The 21,975-nt window shown below is 54.9% G+C and carries 22 protein-coding genes; 8 read left to right on the top strand and 14 right to left on the bottom strand.

Features of this window, described 5'->3' with window-relative positions:
- Positions 1 to 5: 5 nt before the first annotated feature.
- On the bottom strand, positions 6 to 3,317 hold the full coding sequence (locus ACRBCU_RS07125; protein ID WP_431364681.1) for an AsmA-like C-terminal region-containing protein: 3,312 nt from the start codon (positions 3,315 to 3,317) through the stop codon (positions 6 to 8).
- 98 nt (positions 3,318 to 3,415) lie between these two features.
- On the opposite strand from ACRBCU_RS07125, the gene ACRBCU_RS07120 reads away from it, so the two are divergent.
- The 5 genes from ACRBCU_RS07120 (at position 3,416) to rsgA (ending at position 7,847) form a co-directional block, all read left to right on the top strand.
- On the top strand, positions 3,416 to 3,880 hold the full coding sequence (locus tag ACRBCU_RS07120) for a peroxiredoxin (protein WP_431364680.1): 465 nt from the start codon (positions 3,416 to 3,418) through the stop codon (positions 3,878 to 3,880).
- Positions 3,877 to 4,704 carry a ferritin-like domain-containing protein gene (locus ACRBCU_RS07115; RefSeq protein WP_431364679.1) on the top strand — a complete coding sequence of 276 codons (828 nt, stop codon included), beginning with the start codon at positions 3,877 to 3,879 and terminating at the stop codon, positions 4,702 to 4,704. The genes ACRBCU_RS07120 and ACRBCU_RS07115 overlap by 4 nt, the downstream gene beginning before the upstream one ends.
- Before the next feature lie 198 nt (positions 4,705 to 4,902).
- Positions 4,903 to 6,204, top strand: coding sequence for a DUF5930 domain-containing protein (locus ACRBCU_RS07110; RefSeq protein ID WP_431364678.1), 1,302 nt, complete (start codon positions 4,903 to 4,905; stop codon positions 6,202 to 6,204).
- Entirely contained in the window at positions 6,194 to 6,691 is a 498-nt protein-coding gene (locus ACRBCU_RS07105; RefSeq protein ID WP_431364677.1) for a bactofilin family protein, read from the top strand. The genes ACRBCU_RS07110 and ACRBCU_RS07105 overlap by 11 nt, the downstream gene beginning before the upstream one ends.
- 85 nt (positions 6,692 to 6,776) lie before the next feature.
- Positions 6,777 to 7,847 carry a ribosome small subunit-dependent GTPase A gene (gene rsgA, locus ACRBCU_RS07100; protein WP_431364676.1) on the top strand — a complete coding sequence of 357 codons (1,071 nt, stop codon included), beginning with the start codon at positions 6,777 to 6,779 and terminating at the stop codon, positions 7,845 to 7,847.
- Positions 7,848 to 7,905: 58 nt separating this feature from the next.
- On the opposite strand, the gene ACRBCU_RS07095 is transcribed toward rsgA, so the two are convergent.
- The 6 genes from ACRBCU_RS07095 to ACRBCU_RS07070 all read right to left on the bottom strand — a co-directional run bounded on the left by ACRBCU_RS07095 (position 7,906) and on the right by ACRBCU_RS07070 (position 12,367).
- Positions 7,906 to 8,472: a GNAT family N-acetyltransferase gene (locus tag ACRBCU_RS07095; RefSeq protein WP_431364675.1), complete on the bottom strand. Its 567-nt coding sequence runs from the start codon at positions 8,470 to 8,472 to the stop codon at positions 7,906 to 7,908.
- A gap of 24 nt (positions 8,473 to 8,496) precedes the next feature.
- Entirely contained in the window at positions 8,497 to 9,015 is a 519-nt protein-coding gene (locus ACRBCU_RS07090; RefSeq protein ID WP_431364714.1) for an HNH endonuclease, read from the bottom strand.
- 299 nt (positions 9,016 to 9,314) lie between these two features.
- Positions 9,315 to 9,980, bottom strand: coding sequence for an alpha/beta hydrolase (locus ACRBCU_RS07085; RefSeq protein ID WP_431364674.1), 666 nt, complete (start codon positions 9,978 to 9,980; stop codon positions 9,315 to 9,317).
- Entirely contained in the window at positions 9,977 to 10,606 is a 630-nt protein-coding gene (locus tag ACRBCU_RS07080) for a DNA-3-methyladenine glycosylase family protein (protein WP_431364673.1), read from the bottom strand. The genes ACRBCU_RS07085 and ACRBCU_RS07080 overlap by 4 nt, the downstream gene beginning before the upstream one ends.
- The gene (locus ACRBCU_RS07075; RefSeq protein WP_431364672.1) at positions 10,599 to 11,330 is read right to left on the bottom strand and encodes a cobalt-precorrin-6A reductase; all 732 of its coding nucleotides are present in this window, start codon (positions 11,328 to 11,330) and stop codon (positions 10,599 to 10,601) included. The genes ACRBCU_RS07080 and ACRBCU_RS07075 overlap by 8 nt, the downstream gene beginning before the upstream one ends.
- Positions 11,327 to 12,367: a cobalt-precorrin-5B (C(1))-methyltransferase gene (locus ACRBCU_RS07070; RefSeq protein ID WP_431364671.1), complete on the bottom strand. Its 1,041-nt coding sequence runs from the start codon at positions 12,365 to 12,367 to the stop codon at positions 11,327 to 11,329. The genes ACRBCU_RS07075 and ACRBCU_RS07070 overlap by 4 nt, the downstream gene beginning before the upstream one ends.
- A gap of 97 nt (positions 12,368 to 12,464) precedes the next feature.
- On the opposite strand from ACRBCU_RS07070, the gene cobA reads away from it, so the two are divergent.
- Genes cobA through ACRBCU_RS07055 form a run of 3 tightly spaced genes read left to right on the top strand, consistent with a single transcriptional unit; the run spans position 12,465 to position 15,853 of the window.
- Entirely contained in the window at positions 12,465 to 13,328 is an 864-nt protein-coding gene (cobA, locus tag ACRBCU_RS07065) for a uroporphyrinogen-III C-methyltransferase (protein ID WP_431364670.1), read from the top strand.
- Positions 13,325 to 14,599 (top strand): cobyrinate a,c-diamide synthase, encoded by a 1,275-nt coding sequence (locus ACRBCU_RS07060; protein ID WP_431364669.1) that lies wholly within the window; start codon positions 13,325 to 13,327, stop codon positions 14,597 to 14,599. Before cobA ends, ACRBCU_RS07060 begins: the two co-directional genes overlap by 4 nt.
- Positions 14,600 to 14,629: 30 nt before the next feature.
- A complete protein-coding gene (locus tag ACRBCU_RS07055) occupies positions 14,630 to 15,853 on the top strand; it encodes an MFS transporter (protein ID WP_431364668.1) in 1,224 nt (407 codons plus the stop codon).
- A 3-nt stretch (positions 15,854 to 15,856) separates the two neighbouring features.
- Here the strand turns inward: ACRBCU_RS07055 and ACRBCU_RS07050 are convergent, their stop codons facing one another.
- The 7 genes from ACRBCU_RS07050 to cysS all read right to left on the bottom strand — a co-directional run bounded on the left by ACRBCU_RS07050 (position 15,857) and on the right by cysS (position 21,808).
- Entirely contained in the window at positions 15,857 to 16,624 is a 768-nt protein-coding gene (locus ACRBCU_RS07050) for a squalene/phytoene synthase family protein (protein WP_431364667.1), read from the bottom strand.
- A complete protein-coding gene (locus tag ACRBCU_RS07045) occupies positions 16,621 to 17,598 on the bottom strand; it encodes an alpha/beta hydrolase (RefSeq protein ID WP_431364666.1) in 978 nt (325 codons plus the stop codon). The genes ACRBCU_RS07050 and ACRBCU_RS07045 overlap by 4 nt, the downstream gene beginning before the upstream one ends.
- Positions 17,599 to 17,605: 7 nt before the next feature.
- Positions 17,606 to 17,812: a helix-turn-helix transcriptional regulator gene (locus ACRBCU_RS07040; RefSeq protein ID WP_431364665.1), complete on the bottom strand. Its 207-nt coding sequence runs from the start codon at positions 17,810 to 17,812 to the stop codon at positions 17,606 to 17,608.
- Between the two features lie 3 nt (positions 17,813 to 17,815).
- Positions 17,816 to 18,214, bottom strand: coding sequence for a hypothetical protein (locus ACRBCU_RS07035; RefSeq protein ID WP_431364664.1), 399 nt, complete (start codon positions 18,212 to 18,214; stop codon positions 17,816 to 17,818).
- A 3-nt stretch (positions 18,215 to 18,217) separates the two neighbouring features.
- On the bottom strand, positions 18,218 to 18,535 hold the full coding sequence (locus tag ACRBCU_RS07030; protein ID WP_431364663.1) for a DMT family transporter: 318 nt from the start codon (positions 18,533 to 18,535) through the stop codon (positions 18,218 to 18,220).
- A 68-nt stretch (positions 18,536 to 18,603) separates the two neighbouring features.
- Positions 18,604 to 20,223 (bottom strand): citramalate synthase, encoded by a 1,620-nt coding sequence (gene cimA, locus ACRBCU_RS07025; protein ID WP_431364662.1) that lies wholly within the window; start codon positions 20,221 to 20,223, stop codon positions 18,604 to 18,606.
- 124 nt (positions 20,224 to 20,347) lie between these two features.
- Positions 20,348 to 21,808: a cysteine--tRNA ligase gene (cysS, locus tag ACRBCU_RS07020; RefSeq protein WP_431364661.1), complete on the bottom strand. Its 1,461-nt coding sequence runs from the start codon at positions 21,806 to 21,808 to the stop codon at positions 20,348 to 20,350.
- Positions 21,809 to 21,975 lie beyond the last annotated feature (167 nt).

Raw genomic sequence — 21,975 nt, 5'->3', positions numbered from 1 at the left:
TGGTGTCATTGACCTAATTTTGGTGGCGGGCGTCTGAAAATTTCACGAAACATTCCCGGCGTGAACAGCGAAAGCGGATTGACCTTAACCTGAGGAGCCGCAGCCGCGCCCTCAAGCGTATAATTGAAGCCAATGAGGCCCTCGCCACGGCGCGTCAAGATGCTGCCGATGCCATTGATCGCAAAAAACGGCGAGACCACACCCTGCATATCCATGGTTTTGCTTGCGACATCATAATACCCGTCAACCGACAGGCCAAGAGACGGGCCAACTGCGCTGCCCTCAGAGACAATGATCGTCTTTGGCGTCAATCGGAACACGCTGCTTACTTCGTTAAACATCAACCCGCGACCGTCCATTTGCTCAAGCAAACCAATTCCACTGGCCGCGCTAAGAACCGCAAGCGCAGGCGGAGCGTTGCGCAAGCGAATATTTGCGATGCTCAAGGATCCGTCATATTGGCCCTCTGCATTTCGAGGATCAAGCGTCAGTGTCAGCGCGCCTTGGCTCGCATTTTTCAACAAGCCAGCGGCATTTAACGCAGCGCCTGCATCACTTGTTTTGATGCGCACCGCAGTTTTTCCCGCTTTGGGCGTGGTTTGACCGGTGATCAAGGCAGAGCCGTTCAACTGACCATTGAATTCACCGTTCAGACCACGGTCGGACACAAATTTTCCAGTAAACCGCTTTAACGCGATATCTTGCGTGACCTGTAGATGATCAAGTTTCACACCAAGCGGCGTCGCCCCTGTCGATGCGTTGCTGTTTTGGCTCGGAATATTGCGCAGATCAAGCCTGCCACCGTCGACTTCAACCCCTGGCGTTGCGTTAGCGCCGCGCCCGATCAAACTTAGTTTCGCGTCAAGCCAGTTCCCTGCTTTCACACGCTCAAACGTTGCGCGATCCAAGGTCCCATTTGCTTTGATTTTGACGGACCCGAGAGCTTCCAAGCCAGCCGCCTTCAGCGACAAGCGATCAACCTTTGGCACCGCGCCTGTCTTTTTGCTTCCAAGTGTGCCGCGCACAGCGAGCGTGGCTTTGCTCTTAGCACTCTTGCGCCAGCCCAAAGGCGCAATATTCAAACCAACCCCGAGCAAACCGGAGTTAAGTTCAAAGCTAGGAACGCTATCAGGCTTTAGATCCAACGCGATATCCGCACTGCCTTTGCCGGAAACCGATCCGGGCGGCAGACCTATGTTGAAGGCTTTGACAAATTGCTCTGACAGTTCGATCTGACCAGTAAGTTGGCTACCCCCGCCTTTTTGCCCCAAAGGCATGCTCCAAGCCCCTTCAAACGGGATAGCATCAATTCGGCCCTTACCGGAAAGCGAAAGTCCACTTGGTTTTGCCTTCAGATCAAGGCGTGCTGACGTGAGTTTTCGCCCTTCAACCAAGGTTTCGCTTGTAACTGCAGTTATCTTTCCTGCGACATCAAAAATGATTTCCGAAGCTGGCACTTTCTGTTTCAAAGGCACATTGATCTCGCCGCTCAGCTCTGCGCGACCATTTGCAAGCGCCACGGGCTGACCCGCTTTGCTCAAGAACTCGAATGGAGGTTGGTCGAGGACTGAAAGCGCCGCCGTGACCGAGCTGCTTGTTGCGAGGGTCACATTTGACGGGGCACCGCGCACCCGCATGTCCGGGATTTCAAAAACGGTGCCAGCGACATCAATTTGCCCGCCTTGCGGCGCGACCACATGCCCAGCTTCGGCAACAGCGATCAAACGTTCGTTTTCAATCATCACATACCCCCGCCCTTTTTCAACTGGCGGCAGGTATTTCAAGAATTTCAATGATGTATCGCTGAATTCAAGCCCCAGATGCAAGTTCGGGCGTTCCCCTTCGGAGGCACGAAACGCAAGGCGCGCGCCGTGTATTTCGCCGCCAAGGATATTGCTTTCAATCCAAGTGCGGGTTTTTTCCTTGGCCGTTTCTGGCCACACACGCAGAACTTCTTTCAGATCGAGGCTTTGTGCATTTGCATCAACGGCGATGCGCCAGCCATCTTCGCCCACATCCGCGCGCCCGTTTGCGCTCAAGGTTTGCCCTGCTTCATGCAAGAGCAGCTGACCAATGTCCAAACGGAACGGATCGAACACCAACCGCATGTCCAATTCAGCGCGCTCAAGCGTGATAGGTTCAGGGTAAAGGCCGTCAGGATTGGCTTTTACGTTGTTCAAGCGGAATTGTCCGAGCATCGCAACAGGCCAACCACCGGGCGCATTCTCCATGCGCGCGCGCCCTTCTCCGCTTGCTTCGAACCATTCAGTTTTCACCGTTAACTCATTGAAGGATAATATGTTTTCATCAGGTTCATAACTGAAGTAGGCCCGCGCACCATCAAAAGGAATGGGGCGCGCTTCATCTTCAGGACGCACCACGCCTTTGCCGATTTGAAGCGTTGCATTGAGAGGCCCCAAATCGCCGTCGTCATCAACTTCAATCCGCAAAGATCCAGAAATCGGCGCGCGCAGAGCCCCCATCCACGCCAAGCCTGCGGTTTGACTTGCAATGTCTTCGGACGGGGCATCCGCCAGTGTTAGCCCCAAACGCGCAGCAGGCGATCCGATTTCGCTATCATAGCTCATTTCAAGCGTTGTCGCGTAATCCTGCCCCCCCAAAAGCGCAAAATCTGCACCAATCGCCAATTGCCCGTCCTTCGAGCTAAGACGCATGCGCCCGCCATCAACGGTCCAAGCACGCCCTGCGCGCGCATCTTCATAAAGAACTGTAAGGCTATCGGCGCTGACTTCGCGCAAATGCGCGAGTTCTGGCTGCACAAGAACTTGATCAATGCGATCTATCAATTCAACCAAACTTGCGGCCTGTTCACTAGATTGCAGCGCGGAGCCAATCGTCAAATCGAAATGCCCGTCCGACGCGCGCCTTAGTTTAATCAAAGCGCCCGACAGAGAGATTTTCTTAGGCGAAAACTGTCCCTTCAGAGCCGCAGGAAAAGCCGCGCGCACACTAAATTCGCTAAGCGAGGCAAAGGGCAACCCTGTGTCATCAAGGGCTGTCACATTTTGAAAGAAGACACGCGGACTAAGGTCAGATCGCTCTATGCGCAGGGAAATATCGCCCAGATCAATTTTGATGTCAGGCAGCGCTTCTGCCAGCTTTTCCTCAATTCGCGCCTGAAGCCAGTCGGGCGCAGGAATGTCGCGCCCGATAAGCACGGCGAATCCAAGCGCGAGCGCAACACTCAAGCCAAGAACACCGCTCCACACCGCATGCGCCATATGACGCTTGCGCAAACGACGTTCGCGGTTTTGCGGCTTTGCGGCCTCATCTGGAACCTGCGGGGTTTCGCTCATTCGGTAAAGCTTTGCTCATTATTGCAGAGAACGGCGTTCTCATTCTTGTTCTCTTCTAATATGAAACGCGTGGGCAGTTAAACCAAGGGGGATGCCAAATGATTGATGTCGGTGAGAAAGCGCCAGAATTTTCATTGTCGGCAAGCGGTGATCAAACCCTTAGCCTTGCGGATGCCAATTGCCCTGTTGTTCTGTTCTTCTATCCGCGCGACGACACACCGGGCTGCACAAAAGAAGCCATCGGCTTTACCGATCTGAGTGCTGATTTTGCCGCAATTGGCGTCAAAGTCTGGGGCATTTCAGCGGATAGCATTAAAAGCCACGAAAAATTCATCACCAAACATGGGCTATCTATGCCGCTTTTGGCAGACACCGACAACGCTGTCAGCGAAGCTTATGGCGTGTGGAAAGAAAAGAATATGTACGGCAAAAAGTTCTTCGGGATAGAGCGTTCAACCTTTTTGATCGCTTCAGACGGCACGCTTGCACAGGTTTGGCGCAAAGTGAAAGTGCCAGGTCATGTTGATGCCGTGTTTGACGCCGCAAAGGCGCTAAGCGCATGAAACCATTGGCGCAAATGGCGCTTGATGTTCTGCAAACAGCAGACGGAAGAGAAAAGACAGCGCTTTCACACAAATACGCGGCACAATGGCGCGCTGCGCGCGCTGATGGAAGCTTGCCAGAGATTGGCACCGCCAATCCGCCGATGCATCCTGCCCGTCCTGCAAAGCCTGAACTGCTCTCGCCGCGTGATGTTCCGCGCCGCAGGCCGGGCACTGAACCGGGTCGCCTTGCGCTACTACATGCAGTTGCGCATATCGAACTCAACGCCGTCGATCTTCACTGGGATATCATCGCGCGTTTCACCCATGTCCCCCTGCCTGCTGGCTTTTATGACGATTGGGTCAGTGCTGCGGACGACGAATCCAAACATTTCAATTTGATGTGTGATTGCCTTGAAGAAATGGGCAGCTATTACGGCGCTATGCCTGCACATGCAGGCATGTGGCGCGCTGCGGAGGATACCGCGAACGACTTCATGGGCCGCTTGGCTGTCGTGCCTATGGTGCTTGAAGCGCGCGGACTTGACGTGACACCGGGCATGATCAAAATCTTCCAAAATGCGAAGGCTGAAAGCGCGGTTGCCGCGTTAGAAACCATCTACGCAGAAGAAGTCAGCCACGTTGCTTATGGCTCAAAGTGGTTCAATTTCATGTGCGGGCGGGAAAACTCTGACCCCAAAGAGGTGTTCCACGCCCTTGTTCGGCGCTACTTCCCCGGCAAGCTCAAACCACCCTTTAACGAAGAGAAACGCGCTGATGCGGGTTTGCCACCTGACTTTTACTGGCCCTTAACCGAAGATTTGCCTGCCCCAGGAGCAGAGTGAAACGCGAAAGCAAGTCTTTGAGTTAGGCGGTTTTTTGCCACAAATTGTCATTAATTCCCCATGCTGTCCTGCGCCTTGCGCCAAATGACTTGCGTGCTTGCATATGGCTGTTTATGAAATCCACAAGGCGGCGGAGATCCTTCACTCGGATTTACAATGAACGCCATTATTGGGTTGGGACAATAAGGGGATGCTGGTTTGCGAACTCGGCTTTCAATGAAGATTAATGCGCTGCTAGAGCGCCATTTTCCTGAGCGCCGGCTTTTCCTGCGCTCCGACACGGATACGCGGTTCATCCGTTTGCGTCCTACCACTCAGCTCGTTGGCTTTGCTGGCGTTGCGATAATCGTCGCTTGGGCAATTATCGCGACCTCTATCTTGTTGATGGACAGCATTGGCGCGGGCAATTTTCGGGATCAAGCAAAGCGGGATCAAGACGCTTATGAGCGCCGCTTGAACGAGCTGTCTTCAGAACGCGACGCGCGCGCCGAAGAAGCCCTTGCCGCGCAAGAGCGTTTCAACGCAGCGCTTGGCCAGATTTCGATGATGCAATCCGAACTTCTAAGTTCTGAAACACGTCGCCGCGAATTGGAAACGGGCATCGAGGTGGTTCAATCCACTCTGCGCCGCACGATGAAAGACCGCGAAGCAGCGCGCACCCAATTGGCAGAAGTTTCTGCTGGTGGCGAAAACTCTTCGGTCAATAGCGCTGCGGATGACGCTGCGCTTGATTTCCTGACTGCGGCTTTAGAATCTACCGCAAAGGAGCGCGATCAAGTTGTCGCAGATGCGCAAGACGCATTGATCCAAGCAGAAGAAATGAAGTCAGAAATCCAAGTGATGTCTGACAAGAACGACCAGATTTTCCGCCAGCTCGAAGAAGCAATGACTGTCTCGGTCAAACCTCTGGACAAGATGTTCCGCGCGGCTGGTATGAACCCAGATCGCATTCTTAATGAAGTGCGTAAAGGCTATTCTGGTCAGGGTGGCCCGTTGATGCCACTTAGCTTCTCAACGCGCGGTGAGGCCCCGTCTGGCGAAACGAAACGTGCGAACCAAATCCTTAAAGATATGGATTCGCTCAACCTTTACCGTATTGCTGCGCAAAAAGCGCCATTTGCAAAACCGGTCAAAGACGCGGTTCGTTTCACTTCCGGCTTTGGTCGTCGCTGGGGCCGCATGCACAGCGGCGCTGATTTTGCGGGTCCACACGGAACCCCAATTTATTCAACCGCCGATGGTGTCATCGTGCACGCTGGCTGGCAATCAGGCTATGGCCGCTTGATCAAAATCCAGCACCAGTTCGGCATTGAAACACGCTACGCCCACCTTTCAAAAATTCGCGTTAAGGTTGGACAAAGGGTCTCGCGTGGTCAACGCATTGGTGATATGGGGAACACTGGACGTTCTACCGGCACCCATCTACATTACGAAGTTCGTGTCGGCGGAAAAGCCGTTAACCCGATGATCTACATTAAGGCTGCAAACGATGTTTTCTAAAAGCAAAATCAATGAGCCCGGTCCAAATGCGGACGGCGCTACACCCAGCACTCCTGAAGCAGCCGCACCGGCAGTGGCCCCGCGCCCGAGCGAATTCAAGGCTTCCGCACCCAAAGCAAAGCCGCCAGCATCAACGCTGTCTGCTGATCTGCATGTGACTGGCAACCTGAAAACGACCGGTGATATTCAGGTCGAAGGTACTGTCGAAGGCGACATCCGTGCGCATCTTCTGACCATTGGTGAAAGCGCAACGATCAAAGGGGAAGTGATCGCAGATGATGTCGTCGTAAACGGCCGTATCGTTGGCCGTGTGCGCGGTTTGAAGGTCCGTCTCACATCGACTGCACGTGTTGAGGGTGACATCATCCACAAGACAATCGCGATCGAAAGCGGTGCACACTTTGAAGGCTCCGTTCAGCGTCAGGATGATCCACTGAACACCAAAGGTGCGAGTAAAGTTCCAAGTGGCGCGCCGAAGTCCGAGTGAGCTTCGCGCATCAAATGATTTCTGTTGAGGGTCGCCTTGTGCGGCCCTTTTTCATGCAAGCGATCATGTCAGAATGGGCCTACCGATGAGCCGAAACTACGATGCGTTTTTTTCCAATAAACCCATGCCCAAGGCAGAGCCCTCCCCGCTTGAGCGTTTGGGATGGTCCAACTACTTTGCCCAGCAAACCGAAATTGACGCGATGGAGAAAACACCTCCCGTACGCATCACCTCGGTTCATCGCAGCGGGCTACAGGCGCAAGGCGTCGATGATCTGCACGCGACAATTCCCCCGCGTCAGGACGCAACGGTCGGGGATTGGTTTCTTTTTGATGCAGAACGCCCCCAAGACAGCATTCTCCTTGAGCGCAAAAGTCTGATAAAACGCCGCTCGCCGGGAAAAGACCGTTTTGAACAGCTGATCGCGGCGAATATTGACACGACCTTTATCGTGACGTCCTTCAATGCGGATTTCAACATTGCCCGCCTAGAGCGCTACGTCGCGCTGGCCCTTGATGCGGATGTAACCCCGGTGATCCTGATCACTAAGGCCGATCTGTGTGAAGATGTTGAACCGCTCATGAAACAAGCCCGCGCGATTTCGAGCAACGTTCATGTTGAAGCGCTCAATGCGAAATCTCCTGATACAACTCAACAACTCGCGCCTTGGTGCAAGATTGGTCAAACAATTGCGTTTCTTGGCTCATCAGGTGTGGGAAAGTCGACGCTCTCAAACGCACTCGCAGGTAATGACGATATTGAAACAGGTGCCGTGCGTTTTGGCGATAGCAAAGGGCGTCATACGACCACGCGGCGCGAGCTGCACTTTGTTTCCAGCGGGTGCGCGGTGCTGGACACACCGGGCATGCGCGAGTTGCAGCTCACCGACGCCGCCGCAGGCGTTGGAGATCTGTTTTCCGATCTGGAAGCGCTTCAATCCCAATGCAAATTTCGCGATTGCGCCCATGACAGTGAACCGGGATGCGCGGTAAAAGCCGCGCTTGAGAACGGAACAATCGAGCGCGCACGTGTGAACCGTTGGCGCAAACTCGTGGCCGAAGATGCCTTTAACACGGCGTCTTTGTCAGAGCGGAAACACAAAGAGAAAAACCTGAGCAAGATCATCAAATCTTTAGATTTGAAAAACAAAAAATAAGGTTCAGGCACATTACGTGCCAACCCCCTTTTGCTCAAAATATCAAACTATGCTGCGCCTAAGCGTTTATCTCATACATCTGAAGATCATCGCTTGAGAGCGCTTCGTTCAACTCAAAGCCGTTCTTCTCCAAAACCCGAGCCGATGCATCGTTGCCACTGGCAACCCCCGCGCGCACACAGGGCATGTCAAACTCATCAAAGCCATTCAATGCGCCCGCGATCAATTCACTTGCATAGCCTTGTTTCCATTCGCTATCAGCAAACAGATAGCCAAGCATCAGGAAGACGTCTGGCGCGTTGTCCTCGTCATCGGTTTGCTCCACACGTTCGCTTAAGATCAACAGGCCGATGAGCCTGTTATCTGCCTTCAACCGAACGGTATAAACAGAAGCGCTTTCATCGCGCGCTGTTATCCATTCTGAAACCGCGTCTTCGCCTTCTGACAATGCGAGCTCAGCTGGCAAGAACTTAAGAACCTTTGGTGTAAGCAATTTTGCGACACCGCGTTCTAATACGGACATATCGCCATCATCCCCCAACTGCGCAGCCCAATGGGTTACACTTAGACGGTCTGTCGAAAAATCCTCTAATCGCTCTTCTTCGCTGTGTTCATCTTCGTACATGCAACACTCTACCCCTTACTTTGCCTACTCATCGAGATCGGCACCCCAATATAAAAAGTCTAACCACGTTTGATGTAACTCTTTTTGCACCCGCGCCAGTTTGCGCCCAATCTTGTCCAACTCATGTGGACTTGGCACGCGCGGAGCGCGCAACAGTTTCATCCCAGCTTCCTTCGGCGTTCTGTTTCCTTTTCGCAAGTTACAGCTCTGACAAGCTGCAACAATATTCTCAAAATTCGCAGGCCCTTTGCGAGAACGCGGCATGACATGATCAAACGTCAGATCTTTTGCAGCTCGTTTGGTGCCGCAATACTGACAGCAGAACCCATCTCGCAAAAACAAATTGTATCGCGTAAATGCTGCATTCCTGCGCTTGTGATACTGACGTAGGCACACAACCGCTGGCACATTGAAGGCGTGTTTTGCAGAGTGGACTGCGACGTCTTCGTAGCCTTTAAGTTGGATAACCCTTTCTTGTAGCACAGCAGTCATTGCTTCTTGCCATGACCATGTAGAAAGCGGCATCCAGCTTAGGGGTTGCATGTCAGCGTTCAAAACCAAGGTACGGCGTGCATTTAGTTGCTGTAGGTTTGACGTGGTTTGCTCAGAAATCACATCGCCCCCCTTAACACATGACGCCGCGATTTAGCGCATCGAATGCTTTTGGGTTCTACAATTTTGAAGCCATTCCTCCCTGAAAGACCTACCACGGTTCAAGCTTAAGACCGTGTAAACATAATTCCACTATATATAGAGGCCGCTTACTAGCAAGCCCTATATAGTGCCCTACGAGACACAGTAGAATTAGGAGAACGCTGCGATGGCGCAGCGCCAAGGCGCGATCAGAGGTTTAGCTTGTCGCGCATAAAGGCCAATGCAACGGAAAGCCCGTCCGGCGCAATTCCATGCGCTGTGCCTTTCATAATATGCGCATAGACATCCTCAAAGCCTGCCTTTTGCAAAGCTTCGGCCGCTTCTGGCAGAGATTGCACCGGGACCACATCGTCCGCATCGCCATGCACCAAGAGGATTGGAGGGCGAACAACCACCTCGTCCACCAGCAATTCGGGTGAAAGCAAACGGCCCGAGAAACCGACGACACCTGCAACTGAATCCTCGCGGCGCGGCGCGACATGCAGTGACATCATCGTGCCTTGCGAGAAGCCGAACAAAACGACCTGCTCAGGCAGCACGTCTTCATCCACCATCAAAGCGTCAAGAAAGGCGTTCAAGTCTTCAACCGCCGCGTTCATTCCGCGCTCGGCCTCTTCTTCTGAAGAATTGTCGATCCATGGGATCGGGAACCACTGGAACCCCATTGGCGATCCTGCGCAATCCTCTGGCGCATCAGGGGCGACGAACAGCGTATCTGGCAGGTGTTCGCCCAAAGGATCAGCAAGGCCCAAAAGGTCCGCACCATTGGCCCCATATCCGTGCAAGAATACTACGACCGAACGTGTCTCGCCCGAAAGTGGCTCGCGGCGCTGTGCGTTAAGAACTCGTGTCATCTGATACCTTCCCGTGCTTTTGCTACGCGGTAGTAGGCCCAAAGCACGCGCGCTGCAACCGACCGCCACGGCGACCAATCCGCCGCGATTATTCTCATTTGTTTTTCTTTCGGGCGCTCGGGCAAATCAAGCAAAATGCGCGCCGCTTCTTGCAGGGCTAAATCCCCATGCGCAAACACATCTGCACGCCCTAGACTGAACATCGCATAAATTTCTGCGGTCCATTGCCCAATACCTGTGACTTTTGTGAGGGTTTTAATGACGTCATCTGACGACATCGCCCGTAGGGCCTCGTAATCAATACGTTCAGCAGCCAAAGCACGGGCATAGCGCATTTTTTGACCGCTCAGCCCAGCCGCGCGTAATTCGTCATCGGTAGCCTTTGCAATGTTATCCTCAGAGGTCAGACCCAAACCTTCCATCCGCGCCCAAATCGCATTGGCCGAGGCGACAGACACTTGCTGACCAATGATCGCATTCAAAAGCTGATCAAATCCTTCTGGTTTCAAACGCAATGGCAAGGGCCCCGTCTCTTCCCAAGCGGCTTTGAAACGCGGATCATAGGATGCCAGCCATTCGGCCCCTTCGATCACGCAAGCGTCGCCCTTAATCACCCGTTCATCCATGCGCGGCGCTCCATTCGATGGCCTGCTCAATCGTTGAGACACAAAGCGCATCCGGCACAGCAGGACGTTCAATCATCCCGACCTTCAAGCCAAGTTCACGCGCGGCATCGAGTTTGGAAAAGCTTGCCGTTCCCCCTGCATTCTTCACGATCAACCAATCAATTTTGAGTTTCTTGAACAAACGCACTTCATCTTCGATTGAAAACGGCGGACGCCCGATCAGAAACTCCCCGTTTGGAAACGGAAATGGCCCGTTAGGCGGATCAATCTGGCGGCAAATTAGATAATTGTTTGAAAGGTTGGCAAACCTCTCCAGCGTTTTGCGGCCCGTTGCAAGGAAGATGATTTCACCCGCCTTAACGTGCTGCGCAGCTTCGGTTTCATTGCCAAGCATCGTCCAATTGTCCTGCTCAGTCGCGCGCCATGCAGGGCGGCTATAAAGGCAATAGGGAATGCCCAGCTCAGCGCAAATGCGCGCGGAGCGCTCTGTTATTGCGCTCGCAAAAGGATGCGTTGCGTCCAGGACCGCAGAAATCGAATGCTCTTTCAGATAGGTTTTGAAGCCTTGAGCCCCGCCAAAACCCCCGCTCCGCGTTGGCACGTCCTGCGCGCGCGGAGAGCGCGTTGCCCCAGCGAGCGAGGCAATCACATCAATGCCACTGCGGTGTAAGTCAGCCGCGATATCGCGCCCCTCGCGGGTGCCAGAAAGTACCAGAATTGTCATGCGCGCGCTATCACCTTGCCTTTGCGATCAATTATCACCACATCCGCGCCGACGCTATCAGGGATCATCCCGCGCACGGTCTTTAGGGCGTTTTGCGCCACCCAAACGGCCATATCTTCTCCAACAGTTTCATAGGCTTGCAAGGCGGTGTTCATGTCTGCAACCTCCGCTCGATCAAGCACATGCGCCAGAGCGGCCAAATCCACTTGCGAGCGACCAGAGTGTAAATCGCGCGCGCCTTGGGCCAGTTTTGTCATTTTGCCTATCCCGCCCCCAATCGTGACATGAGGCACGGGATGTTTGTTGATATATTTCAACATGCCGCCAACAAAATCGCCCATGTCCATCATTGCGTGATCAGGTAGATCGTAGAGGCCCTGCACCACCCGCTCGCTGGTCGCCCCAGTGCAGCCCGCAATGCGCGGCAAGCCTTCAGCGCGCGCTACGTCAACGCCGCGATGGATTGAGGCAATCCAAGCCGCGCAACTAAACGGGCGCACAATGCCCGTTGTGCCAAGGATCGACAGCCCGCCGATAATTCCGAGACGCGGGTTCCATGTTTTTTCCGCCAACTCCGCGCCATTAGGCACACTAAGCGTAATCGTAATATCGGCCCCCTCGCCCAAGCGCGCGGCGGTATCACGCACGACGCTTTGCATCATCGAACGTGGCACCGGGTTTATTGCAGGCTCGCCCACTGCAATCGGTAAACCGGGGCGCGTCACATGGCCGATGCCTGTTCCGCCTTTGAAAATGATGCCCCCTTGGGACACCTCAACCCGCGCCTCGATTAAAGCCTGATGCGTCACGTCAGGGTCATCTCCTGCATCCTTGATCACAGCCGCGCAGGCAAATCCGTCGCCAATCTCACTTTTCGCAATTTCGAAGACAGGCGTTTCACCACGCGGGAGCGTAATTTGCACCGATGACGGCACACGCCCTTCCCAGAGCCCAGCAAGCGCGGCTTGCACCGCTGCTGTCGCGCAGGCACCTGTGGTCCAACCACGGCGCAGTTCTGTTTCGGGCTTTCTGCTCATCTCGCTGACTATAGGCGTGCAAATCCGCGCCGCCAATTGCTCAAATGATGTCGCTTGGTCCCTTTCCCCTAAATGACGCAGGGGGCATAAGGGGCACATGAGCGACTCGCATATCTCCCTCCCCGCGTTAGTGGGCAACGAATGGCCCGAATTCCAAGCTGGCTGGGTTTGGCTTGCTGGTGCTGGCCCTGGTGATCCAGGGCTGTTGACCCTTCACACCTTGAACGCTTTGCGCCAAGCGGATGTGATTGTCTATGACGCCCTCGTGCAAAGCGCGATTTTGGACTGGGCACCACAAGCCGAGCATATCTACGCAGGCAAACGCGGCGGCAAGCCTTCAGCCAAGCAGCGCGATATTTCGCTGCAACTGGTCGAAATGGCCCAAGCGGGCAAACGCGTTTTGCGTCTTAAGGGTGGCGATCCATTCGTATTTGGGCGCGGCGGTGAAGAAGGCCAAACGCTGGTGCAGCACGGCATTCCTATTCGCATCATTCCGGGCATTAGCGCAGGCATCGGCGGTCTAGCCTACGCAGGCATTCCCGTCACGCACCGCGATGTGAATCAATCTGTGACCTTTGTGACAGGCCATGATCAGACTGGCGACACGCCATCTTCGCTCAATTGGAAGGCCATCGCCGAGGGCGCGCAGGTGCTGGTGATCTACATGGGCATGAAACATGTCGAACGCATCGCCAATGCCTTGCTTGACGCAGGGCGCGACCCAAATGAGCCTGCCGCGGTTGTCACCTCTGCCACGACGCCAGATCAGCATGTGCTGGAAACCACGCTTGGCGCGATGGCAGCGGACATTGAAAAGGCAGATCTAAAGCCGCCGTCCATCTTGTGCATTGGCCGCTCTGTCCTGATGCGCCAAGCGCTCGATTGGCAAGCCATTGCCCAAGGTTTCGAGCCGCGCAACACCGATCCTTTGGGACGAGGCAAACCTGCCGAGGCCATATGAAGACCGGCACGGGCCTCATCATCGCGGCTCCTGCTTCGGGCTCGGGCAAAACAACCCTAACACTTGGTTTGCTGCGCGCGCTCAAGCGCCAAGGCCATGCAATTCGCGGCGCAAAATCTGGCCCTGATTATATCGACCCGCGCTTTCACGAGGCGGCCTCTGGCGCAGCTTGCTTTAACCTTGATGCTTGGGCCATGTCGTCAGAGCGTATCACCTCACTGGCAGCGGGCGATGCGCCTTTGATCGTTGAGGGCGCAATGGGCCTGTTTGACGGCGCCCCCCCTGAAGGCCGCGGCTCTGTCGCGGATTTGGCGAAAATTCTTAAATTGCCCGTCATCATGGTGATCGACGCGTCCCGTATGGCCCAATCGGTTGCGCCCATTTTGCAAGGCTTTGCGCAGTATGATCCGAACGTCGTAATCGCAGGCGTCATTTTGAACAAAGTCGGCAGCGCGCGCCACGAGACGATGCTGCGCCGCGCGCTCGAGCCGCTCGGCTTGCCTGTGCTTGGCGCAATCCCTCGCGACGCAGCTATTCAAACGCCCTCGCGCCACCTTGGATTGGTTCAAGCACAAGAGCGCGATGATTTGGACAGTTTCATCGATCTTGCCGCAGATTTGGTCGCCTCCCGTATCGACCTCAGCGCGCTAACAGCGTTGTCAAAGCCATTGCCCAAACACAGCGCATTGCCCTCGCTCGCGCCGCCCGCGCAGCGTATCGCGATCGCGCAGGACGCCGCCTTTGCGTTTGCCTACCCTCATGTTTTGCAAGACTGGCGTGCACAAGGCGCGGAAGTCATCGCATTTTCACCGCTCGCAAATGCGGCAGTTCCAGAAAGCGATTTCGTCTTCTTACCCGGCGGCTATCCTGAACTTTACGCAGGCACATTGGCAAGCAGCGAGACATTTTTGCACTCTTTGCGCCAGCACGGCAGTGCCAAACCGATCTACGGAGAATGCGGCGGCTATATGCTCTTGGGCGATGGGTTGATTGACGCGGATGGAACGCGGCACGCGATGGCTGGGCTTCTGAAACTGGAAACGTCCTTCGCAAAACGAAAACTCCATCTCGGCTATCGCGCTTTGAGCGCCAAGACTGGCCCCTTCAAAGGCCGCTGGAACGCCCATGAATTCCACTACGCCAGCACCATACGCGCCGAAGGAACACCGCTGTTCCAAGCCAGCGACGCCGAGGGCACCGCCCTGCCCGACATGGGTTTGACGCAAGGTCACATCAGCGGTTCCTTTGCACACCTTATTGATGCGGCATGAGCGCGCTTGCTTGATCCAAAAAGCAGGCGTATGGCAGAATCCATGACCCAATCCACATCCTCATCACGTCGCACCGTTTTCATCCTCATTCTCGCCCAAGCCTTTCTTGGCGCGCAGATGCCGATGCTCTTCACAATCGCTGGCCTCGCCGGACAATCGCTCGCGTCAAACATCTGCTTTGCGACCATGCCGATTTCGATGATTGTTCTCGGGTCGATGTGCGCGGCCACGCCAATTTCAACGGTCATGCAGAAATATGGACGGCGCGCAGGGTTCTGGATCGGGACTGCGGGCGGCGCAACGGGTGGTTTGATCGGTGCAATCGCGCTTTATTACGCGTCTTTCCCGCTGTTTCTGTTTGGCAGCTTCTTCACTGGCCTCTACATGAGCGCGCAAGGGTTTTACCGCTTTGCTGCTGCTGACACGGCCAGCGATGAATTCCGCCCGAAAGCGATTTCCTATGTCATGGCAGGTGGTCTCGCATCAGCAATCATTGGCCCGCAATTGGTGAAATTCACCGCTGACGCCTATGTGGTGCCCTTCCTTGGCACTTATGCCGTGGTGATCGCGATCAACGTGATTGGCTCCGCTCTTTTCTTGTTCATCAAAATCCCGCCGCCCCCTGCACCAGCGGCTGACGCACCCGCTGCCAAAAGCCGGCTTGAATTGATCAAAACGCCGCGCATCGCAGTGGCAATGATCTGCGGCATGGTCTCTTACGCGCTGATGAACCTCGTGATGACCTCAACCCCCTTGGCGGTTGTTGGTTGCGGCTATGAGACGAATACAGCGGCGGATGTGGTGTCCAGCCACGTTCTAGCGATGTTCATCCCGTCGTTCTTTACCGGTCATCTGATCGCGCGTTTTGGCGTAGAAAAGATCGTTGGTGCAGGTCTCGTTATCCTTGCCGCAGCGGGCGTTGTTGCGCTGCAAGATGTAGAGCTTGAAAACTTCTTCATCGCGCTCATTTTGCTTGGCGTGGGTTGGAACTTTGGCTTTATCGGTGCCACAGCGATGCTCACCTCTGCGCATGAAAAGCAGGACCAAGGACGGGTTCAGGGCATGAACGATCTGTTTGTCTTTGGCGGCGTCACAATGGCATCGCTTGCCTCGGGCGGCTTGATGAACTGCTCTGGCGGTGATCCTGTTCAGGGCTGGACGGCGGTGAACCTTGCGATGGTGCCTTTCCTTGCCTTGGCGGGTTCTGCGCTAATTTGGCTGGTGATGCGCCCGAAAGAGTTCAGCGCCAGTTAACCGCTACCAACGCGCGAATAGCGCTGCCTTCATTAGGCTCAAAGAAGCGCGCAGACCGCTGGTTTGCAGCCGTCCCTCACTGACCGCACTCGGATCGCGCGCGGCTTGAACCAGCAAGGCTTCGCTATGGGCAAGTGAAATGCAACCCGCTGGCGCGAGCTGCTTGCGCTGTTTGCGCGCCCTACTCAAACGATCAAGCCCATCGTTTGCCAACTCGACAATTGCGCTGTGACGACCATCCAAAAGCGGCACACGTTTGGCCGCCTCAAGTTCTAGAATGGCTTGAAAGAACGTCGCTAACCCCGCCGCATATCCCGCATCTTTGGCAACCTGCGTGTCGGCTTTGCCAAGCGCATCGCAACTGGCGAACAACAGCCCCCCAGCGGTGTTCTCAAGATAGCGCGTGAAAGCTGCGGTGTCTTCGAACGGGTCTTTATAGATGTCCCAGCGGCGCGCTTCGATCAGGCGGTCAAATGCGCTTGCCCCCTCCTTGCTCAGGACAGTGGCCAGCGGCGTTGCGACCTCATGGCGGCGCACTTCGCGCCCTTCGATGATTTCTTCCATTACATCGCGCCACCATTGCAAACGCATCTCTGCAATCATTGGCTCCTGCGTCACCCAAGGGGCGCGCGCGATTTCAACATTCGCCGCATAGATTGGAAACAGCACGGCGCGCGCTTCGGGTTTTGCTGCCATCGCCGCGCGAAAGCGTGTCGGATCGCCCCGCTCAACGATGGCCGCACAGGCGTGCCAGTCAGGTGTCTTGCTCACTCAAACGTTCCTCGGATCAAGCTTTCGGTTTGCGCAGCGTCTACAATGCTCAGATGGGTTTCACCATCCACGATATGATAGCTGCCCTTGTCCGTGACCGCGCTCATCACCCCTTCGTATTGATCTGCGAAGAAGGCTTCGTCCTCGCTCCCAACGATCAGCGTGAAGTTCGGCAATGCCGCGATGTCCTTCAGGTAGTCGCCGCGCGGGGCAAACCCTGTGTTGAGGCGGTAGGAATAGGCCAGCGTTGCAAGGTGTCCGAATTTACCTTCGCGCGCCGCCTTGGGCATGTTGAATTGGATAATCGTGAGGTGATTCAGCGCAGTGATCTTGAATGTATTGAGCATACTCAGCCCAATGATGCGGCGCGTTAACACATGCGCCCAACCGCCTGAATTTAAACGTGTTGTCGGGGCGTTGTGCTTGAGAAAGGGCGCAAGCAGGATCGCCTCGTCCATCAGCGCGCCATGCACGCCGCCTGCAAATCGCGTCACCAACCCGCCGCCAGACGAATGACCTGCGACGATGACTTTTTGATTTGGCAGACGCTCTGCTTTGATTAACGCGGCGAGGTCATCTTCCATCTGGCCAATGTAATCCACATCCCCGCGCCGCTCTGGGCTAGCGCCGTGACCACGCAGATCCGGCACAAGCACATAGGCCTCATCTGACAGGCTTTGGGCGAGGTCATTAAATTGCAGCCCGACCCAACCAGAGCCGTGCACAAGAACCAACAAAGGTTTGCTGGCGTCCTGCGTTCCGTACTGGCGCACAGGCATTTGCCAGCCATCCCCCATTTCGATGCCGACCTGCGCAGGCGCAGTGCTAACGCCGCGCTCGACTGTGCTTTCAAAGTTCAAGCCAGCCGCGGCGTCGCTTTCAACAAGGGCCTTCGGATTTTGAGAGGCGATCAAACCAAGCGCGATCAGCGCGGTTATTGCGAGATTTATCGCCGTAAAAGTTATTATTTTCATGAGCATATCAATCGTCTTTCAAGTAAAAAATGTCATGGACCGTCACATCCAACGCCCGCGCGATTTGCATCGCGAGCAAGGCAGATGGGGTGAACACATGGTTTTCAATCGTGTTGATGGTTTTGCGCGAAACGCCGACCGCTTCAGCAAGGGATGCTTGGGTAAACCCCTTTTCCGTGCGCAGCGCTTTGAGCGTGTTTTGTAGCGTCTCCATAGCTCACCCCCGCAGCGAGATCAGGCAAAAGAGCAACATCGGCGAAGCACCATATGCAGTACCTGCGGCCGCTATGCCTGCAGCGGGAGAAATCCAGTCGCGCGTGATCGCAACAGCGCCAGCGATAAACAACAAGATGCCGATCCAATAGGATATCTGAACCGCCTTGCCCCACTCTGCGCGATACAGCTCGTCCATTGCGATTTGCGTATTTCGCGGCCCAGCAAGGATTGCAGACAGGGTGATTACGATCGCAGCGAAAACGCCAGCGATACCGGGCAACCAAGGCGAAAACGGTTGCGGGTTATCCCAGAGAATGGCCAAGCCACTGTAGCTGGCACAAACGAGTCCGGCGATGCCCAGAACGATCAGCCTTACATTTGTGAGTGTTTGAGCTTTCATGTCCTAGCCCTCCGCCAGCTTGAGGCCAGCAATGCCGATCACGATCAGCGCAGCACTTGCGAGGCGTAGCGGCGTTGCGCTTTCGCCAAACACCAGAATGCCGATGAGAAACGAGCCAATCGCACCAATGCCGACCCAAACAGGATAGGCCGTGCCAAGCGGCAAAGACTTCATCGCATAGGCCAGTAGCCAAAAGCTGGCAAACGCACCAATCGCGGTGATGCCGCTATAGAGGGGTTTGCTAAAGCCGTCGGACGCTTTGAGAGCTGCGGCCCAAACCACCTCTAGCCCGCCCGAAATTGTAAGTAGTAACCACGCCATTTGCTGCCCCATGTAACCTGTGGGTGACATGAGTAGCTAGGGTGACATGTAACGTCAAGGTTACTTCTTCATTTTTCTTTCGTATCGCGGATCAGCTTCCATTGGATCGCATCCAAGAGCGCCTCGAAACTCGCATCCACGATATTGGGCGACGCCCCCACCGTGCTCCAACGATTGCCTTTAGAATCAGCGCTATCGATGATGACACGCGTCACCGCTTCGGTACCGCCTTGGGTGATGCGCACCTTGAAATCGACGAGGCGCATATCGTCGATCATCTCTTGATATTGCCCCAAATCTTTCGCCAAAGCCTTGGAAAGCGCATTCACAGGACCACGATCCGAGCCCGTTTCATCCATGGATTCGCTGACGGAGAGTTTCTTTTCCCCATCCACTTTTACGACCACGACAGCCTCGGAAAGCGAGATCATCTTGTCGTATTTGTTCTTGCGGCGCTCAACCGTAACTTTGTAGCGCTTTACCTCGAAGAAATCGGGCATTTGGCCAAGCGCGCGGCGCGCCAGCAGCTCGAAACTGGCTTGCGCTGTGTCATAGGAATATCCAAGCGCTTCACGGCTTTTGATTTCATCGAGCAGGTAGCCAAGCGCAGGATCACCCTTTTCCACGCTTAGTCCCGCATCAGAAAGGCGTTTTCGCAGGTTAGATTGCCCCGCTTGGTTTGACATCGGAATGATACGTTCATTGCCCACAAGATCAGGCGCAACATGTTCATAGGTGGTGGGGTCTTTGAGAATGGCGGAGGCGTGCAAGCCCGCTTTATGAGCGAAGGCCGAATTACCAACAAAGGGCGCTTGGCGCTGGGGCACGCGGTTCAAAATGTCATCCAGCGTGCGCGATATCTGCGTGAGCGTTTTAAGCGCATCAAGCGTAACGCCTGTCTCAAACTGGCTTTTGTAGGGCTCTTTCAGCAGCAGGATTGGGATCAAAGTCGTGAGATTCGCATTGCCACAGCGCTCGCCCAACCCATTCAGCGTACCTTGGAGTTGGCGCGCGCCAGCATCGACAGCCGCAAGCGAACACGCGACAGCGTTTGCTGTGTCGTCGTGGGTGTGGATGCCAACTTGCTCACCGCTGATGCCAGAGGCGATGACCGCTTTGGTGATCTCGCTTACTTCCGCAGGGAGCGTACCGCCGTTGGTATCGCACAGCACCACCCAACGCGCACCAGCCTCGATGGCGGCGTGTAGGGTTTCGAGCGCGTAATCGGGATCGGCTTTATAGCCGTCAAAGAAATGTTCCGCATCAAAGAGCGCCTCGCGCCCCTCGCCCACGATATGTGACATGGAGGCGGCAATATTGGCGGTATTCTCGGCCTTGGTGATGCCGAGCGCGTCGGAGACATGGAAGGCGCTCGATTTACCGACAAGGCAGACGGAGCCTGTGTTGGCTTGCATGACTTGGGCGAGCACATCGTCGTTCTCAGCCGAGCGCCCTGCCCGTTTGGTCATGCCAAAGGCGGTCATTCTGGCACTGGTTTTTGGGGCTTCATCAAAGAACGCAGAGTCCGTCGGGTTCGCACCGGGCCAGCCGCCTTCGATGTAATCCACGCCAAGCTGGTCGAGCATTTCTGCGATCTGGATTTTCTCTTTGGTCGAGAATTGCACGCCTTGAGTTTGCTGCCCATCGCGCAGGGTGGTGTCGTAGAGGTAGAGTTTTTCTTTGCTCATGATGCGCACCGTCTGCTTGTCTCGCCAAGTCCGTGCTCTTGGCACGGACAGCCCCCGACCGCCCCCCAGGGCGGGGGCTTCACCCCCACCCGCGGTCGGAGGCTGTCCTGCGTTTCGAAACGGGTCACACTAAAGCCTCTATTTCTTTCTTTAGCCATTCCCATGTTTCGCGCCTGTTCACACCAGTCACTCTTACGAAACGAGGGTCTTTCTTCGCGATCAGCATAGCTTGGTAAGCGCCGAACCAATCAATTTCCAATTGAATGCCTTCTTTAGTTTGCATCGTCTTGATACCGATGTCAGAAAGTTGGGTTTTCAACGCATCCAATTTAGAGAAGTTCTTCGTTTTCATTGCTTCAGTCCTTAAGCTATTTAGCGTGTTTGCAAATAACCTAAGGTGGTTGGTTACACCAAATTCAGCACCGTCACTCAACCAATCTTCTTTTGCGTCGCTTAGCAACCCAAGTAGCCTTCCAGCTGCTTTTAAACTCGAAGCATCCTCTGCATTGGCCAGTTTATGCATCTCGGCAATTGCCCCAGCAGTGTTTAGGTCGTCCGCAATCGCGTGAATGACAGTTGCTGTAACGCGACCCTCATCGATTCCATCTGTCAATGCCTGCCATTTCCTCAGCGTCTTCTCAGCCTCTTTAGCCTTTTCAGCCGTCCAATCCATCGGCTTACGATAATGCGTGGACAAAAATACAAAACGAATGACCTCGCCCGGAACGCCTTGATCCAGTAAATCGCGCACGGTGAAGAAATTGCCCAAGGACTTGGACATCTTCTTGCCCTCGACCTGCAACATCTCGTTGTGCATCCAGATGCTGGCGAAATCATCGCCGACGCATTTGCTCTGCGCGATTTCATTCTCATGATGCGGGAACATCAGATCGTTGCCGCCGCCATGGATATCAAAGGCTTTACCCAGCAATTCATGCGCCATAGCAGAGCATTCGATATGCCAGCCCGGACGCCCGCGACCCCAAGGGCTATCCCAACCGGGCGTGCCTTCATCGGAGGGTTTCCAGATCACGAAATCCATTGGATTGCGCTTGTAGGGCGCGACTTCAACCCGTGCACCTGCGATCATATCATCGACAGAGCGACCGGACAGCTTGCCGTAATCAGCGTAGCTCTCAACGGCAAAGAGCACATGCCCTTCAGCCGCGTAAGCGTGGCCTTTAGCGATCAAGTCCTCCGCCATCGCGACCATCTGCGCGATATATTCGGTTGCGCGCGGCATATGCGTTGGCTCAAGCGCCCCCACAGCGGCCATATCATCGAGATACCACTGCGTTGTTTCATCGGTAATCTCTCGGATCGAGCGCCCACTCTCTGCCGCGCGCGCGTTGATCTTGTCGTCCACGTCAGTGAAATTGCGCACATAAGTCACATTCGCCTCGCCATACACATGGCGCAGCAAGCGGAACAGCGTATCAAACACGATCACAGGGCGCGCATTGCCGATATGGGCGCGATCATAGACCGTTGGACCACAGACATACATCGACACTTGCCCGTCTTTGATCGGCACCAGTTCCTCTTTGGAACGGGTCTTGGTGTTGTGCAGTGTGATTTTGGTCATGTCACAAGTCCTTAAAGCGCGCGCAGGTATTGCGGCGGACTTAGCAACTCAGATCAAAAGAAGAAATGTGAAACCGGCCCGCCTAACGAAGTTAGTGGGAAATACAGCAAATAATAATGATGCTTTGTACGGTGTTCATGCGCCCTTGATAGCGCGCAACTGCCCCC

This window comes from Planktotalea sp. (assembly GCF_050633725.1).
GTDB lineage: Bacteria > Pseudomonadota > Alphaproteobacteria > Rhodobacterales > Rhodobacteraceae > Planktotalea.
Note: the sequence above shows the minus strand (reverse complement) of the source record. Positions and strands in the feature narration are given on the sequence as shown.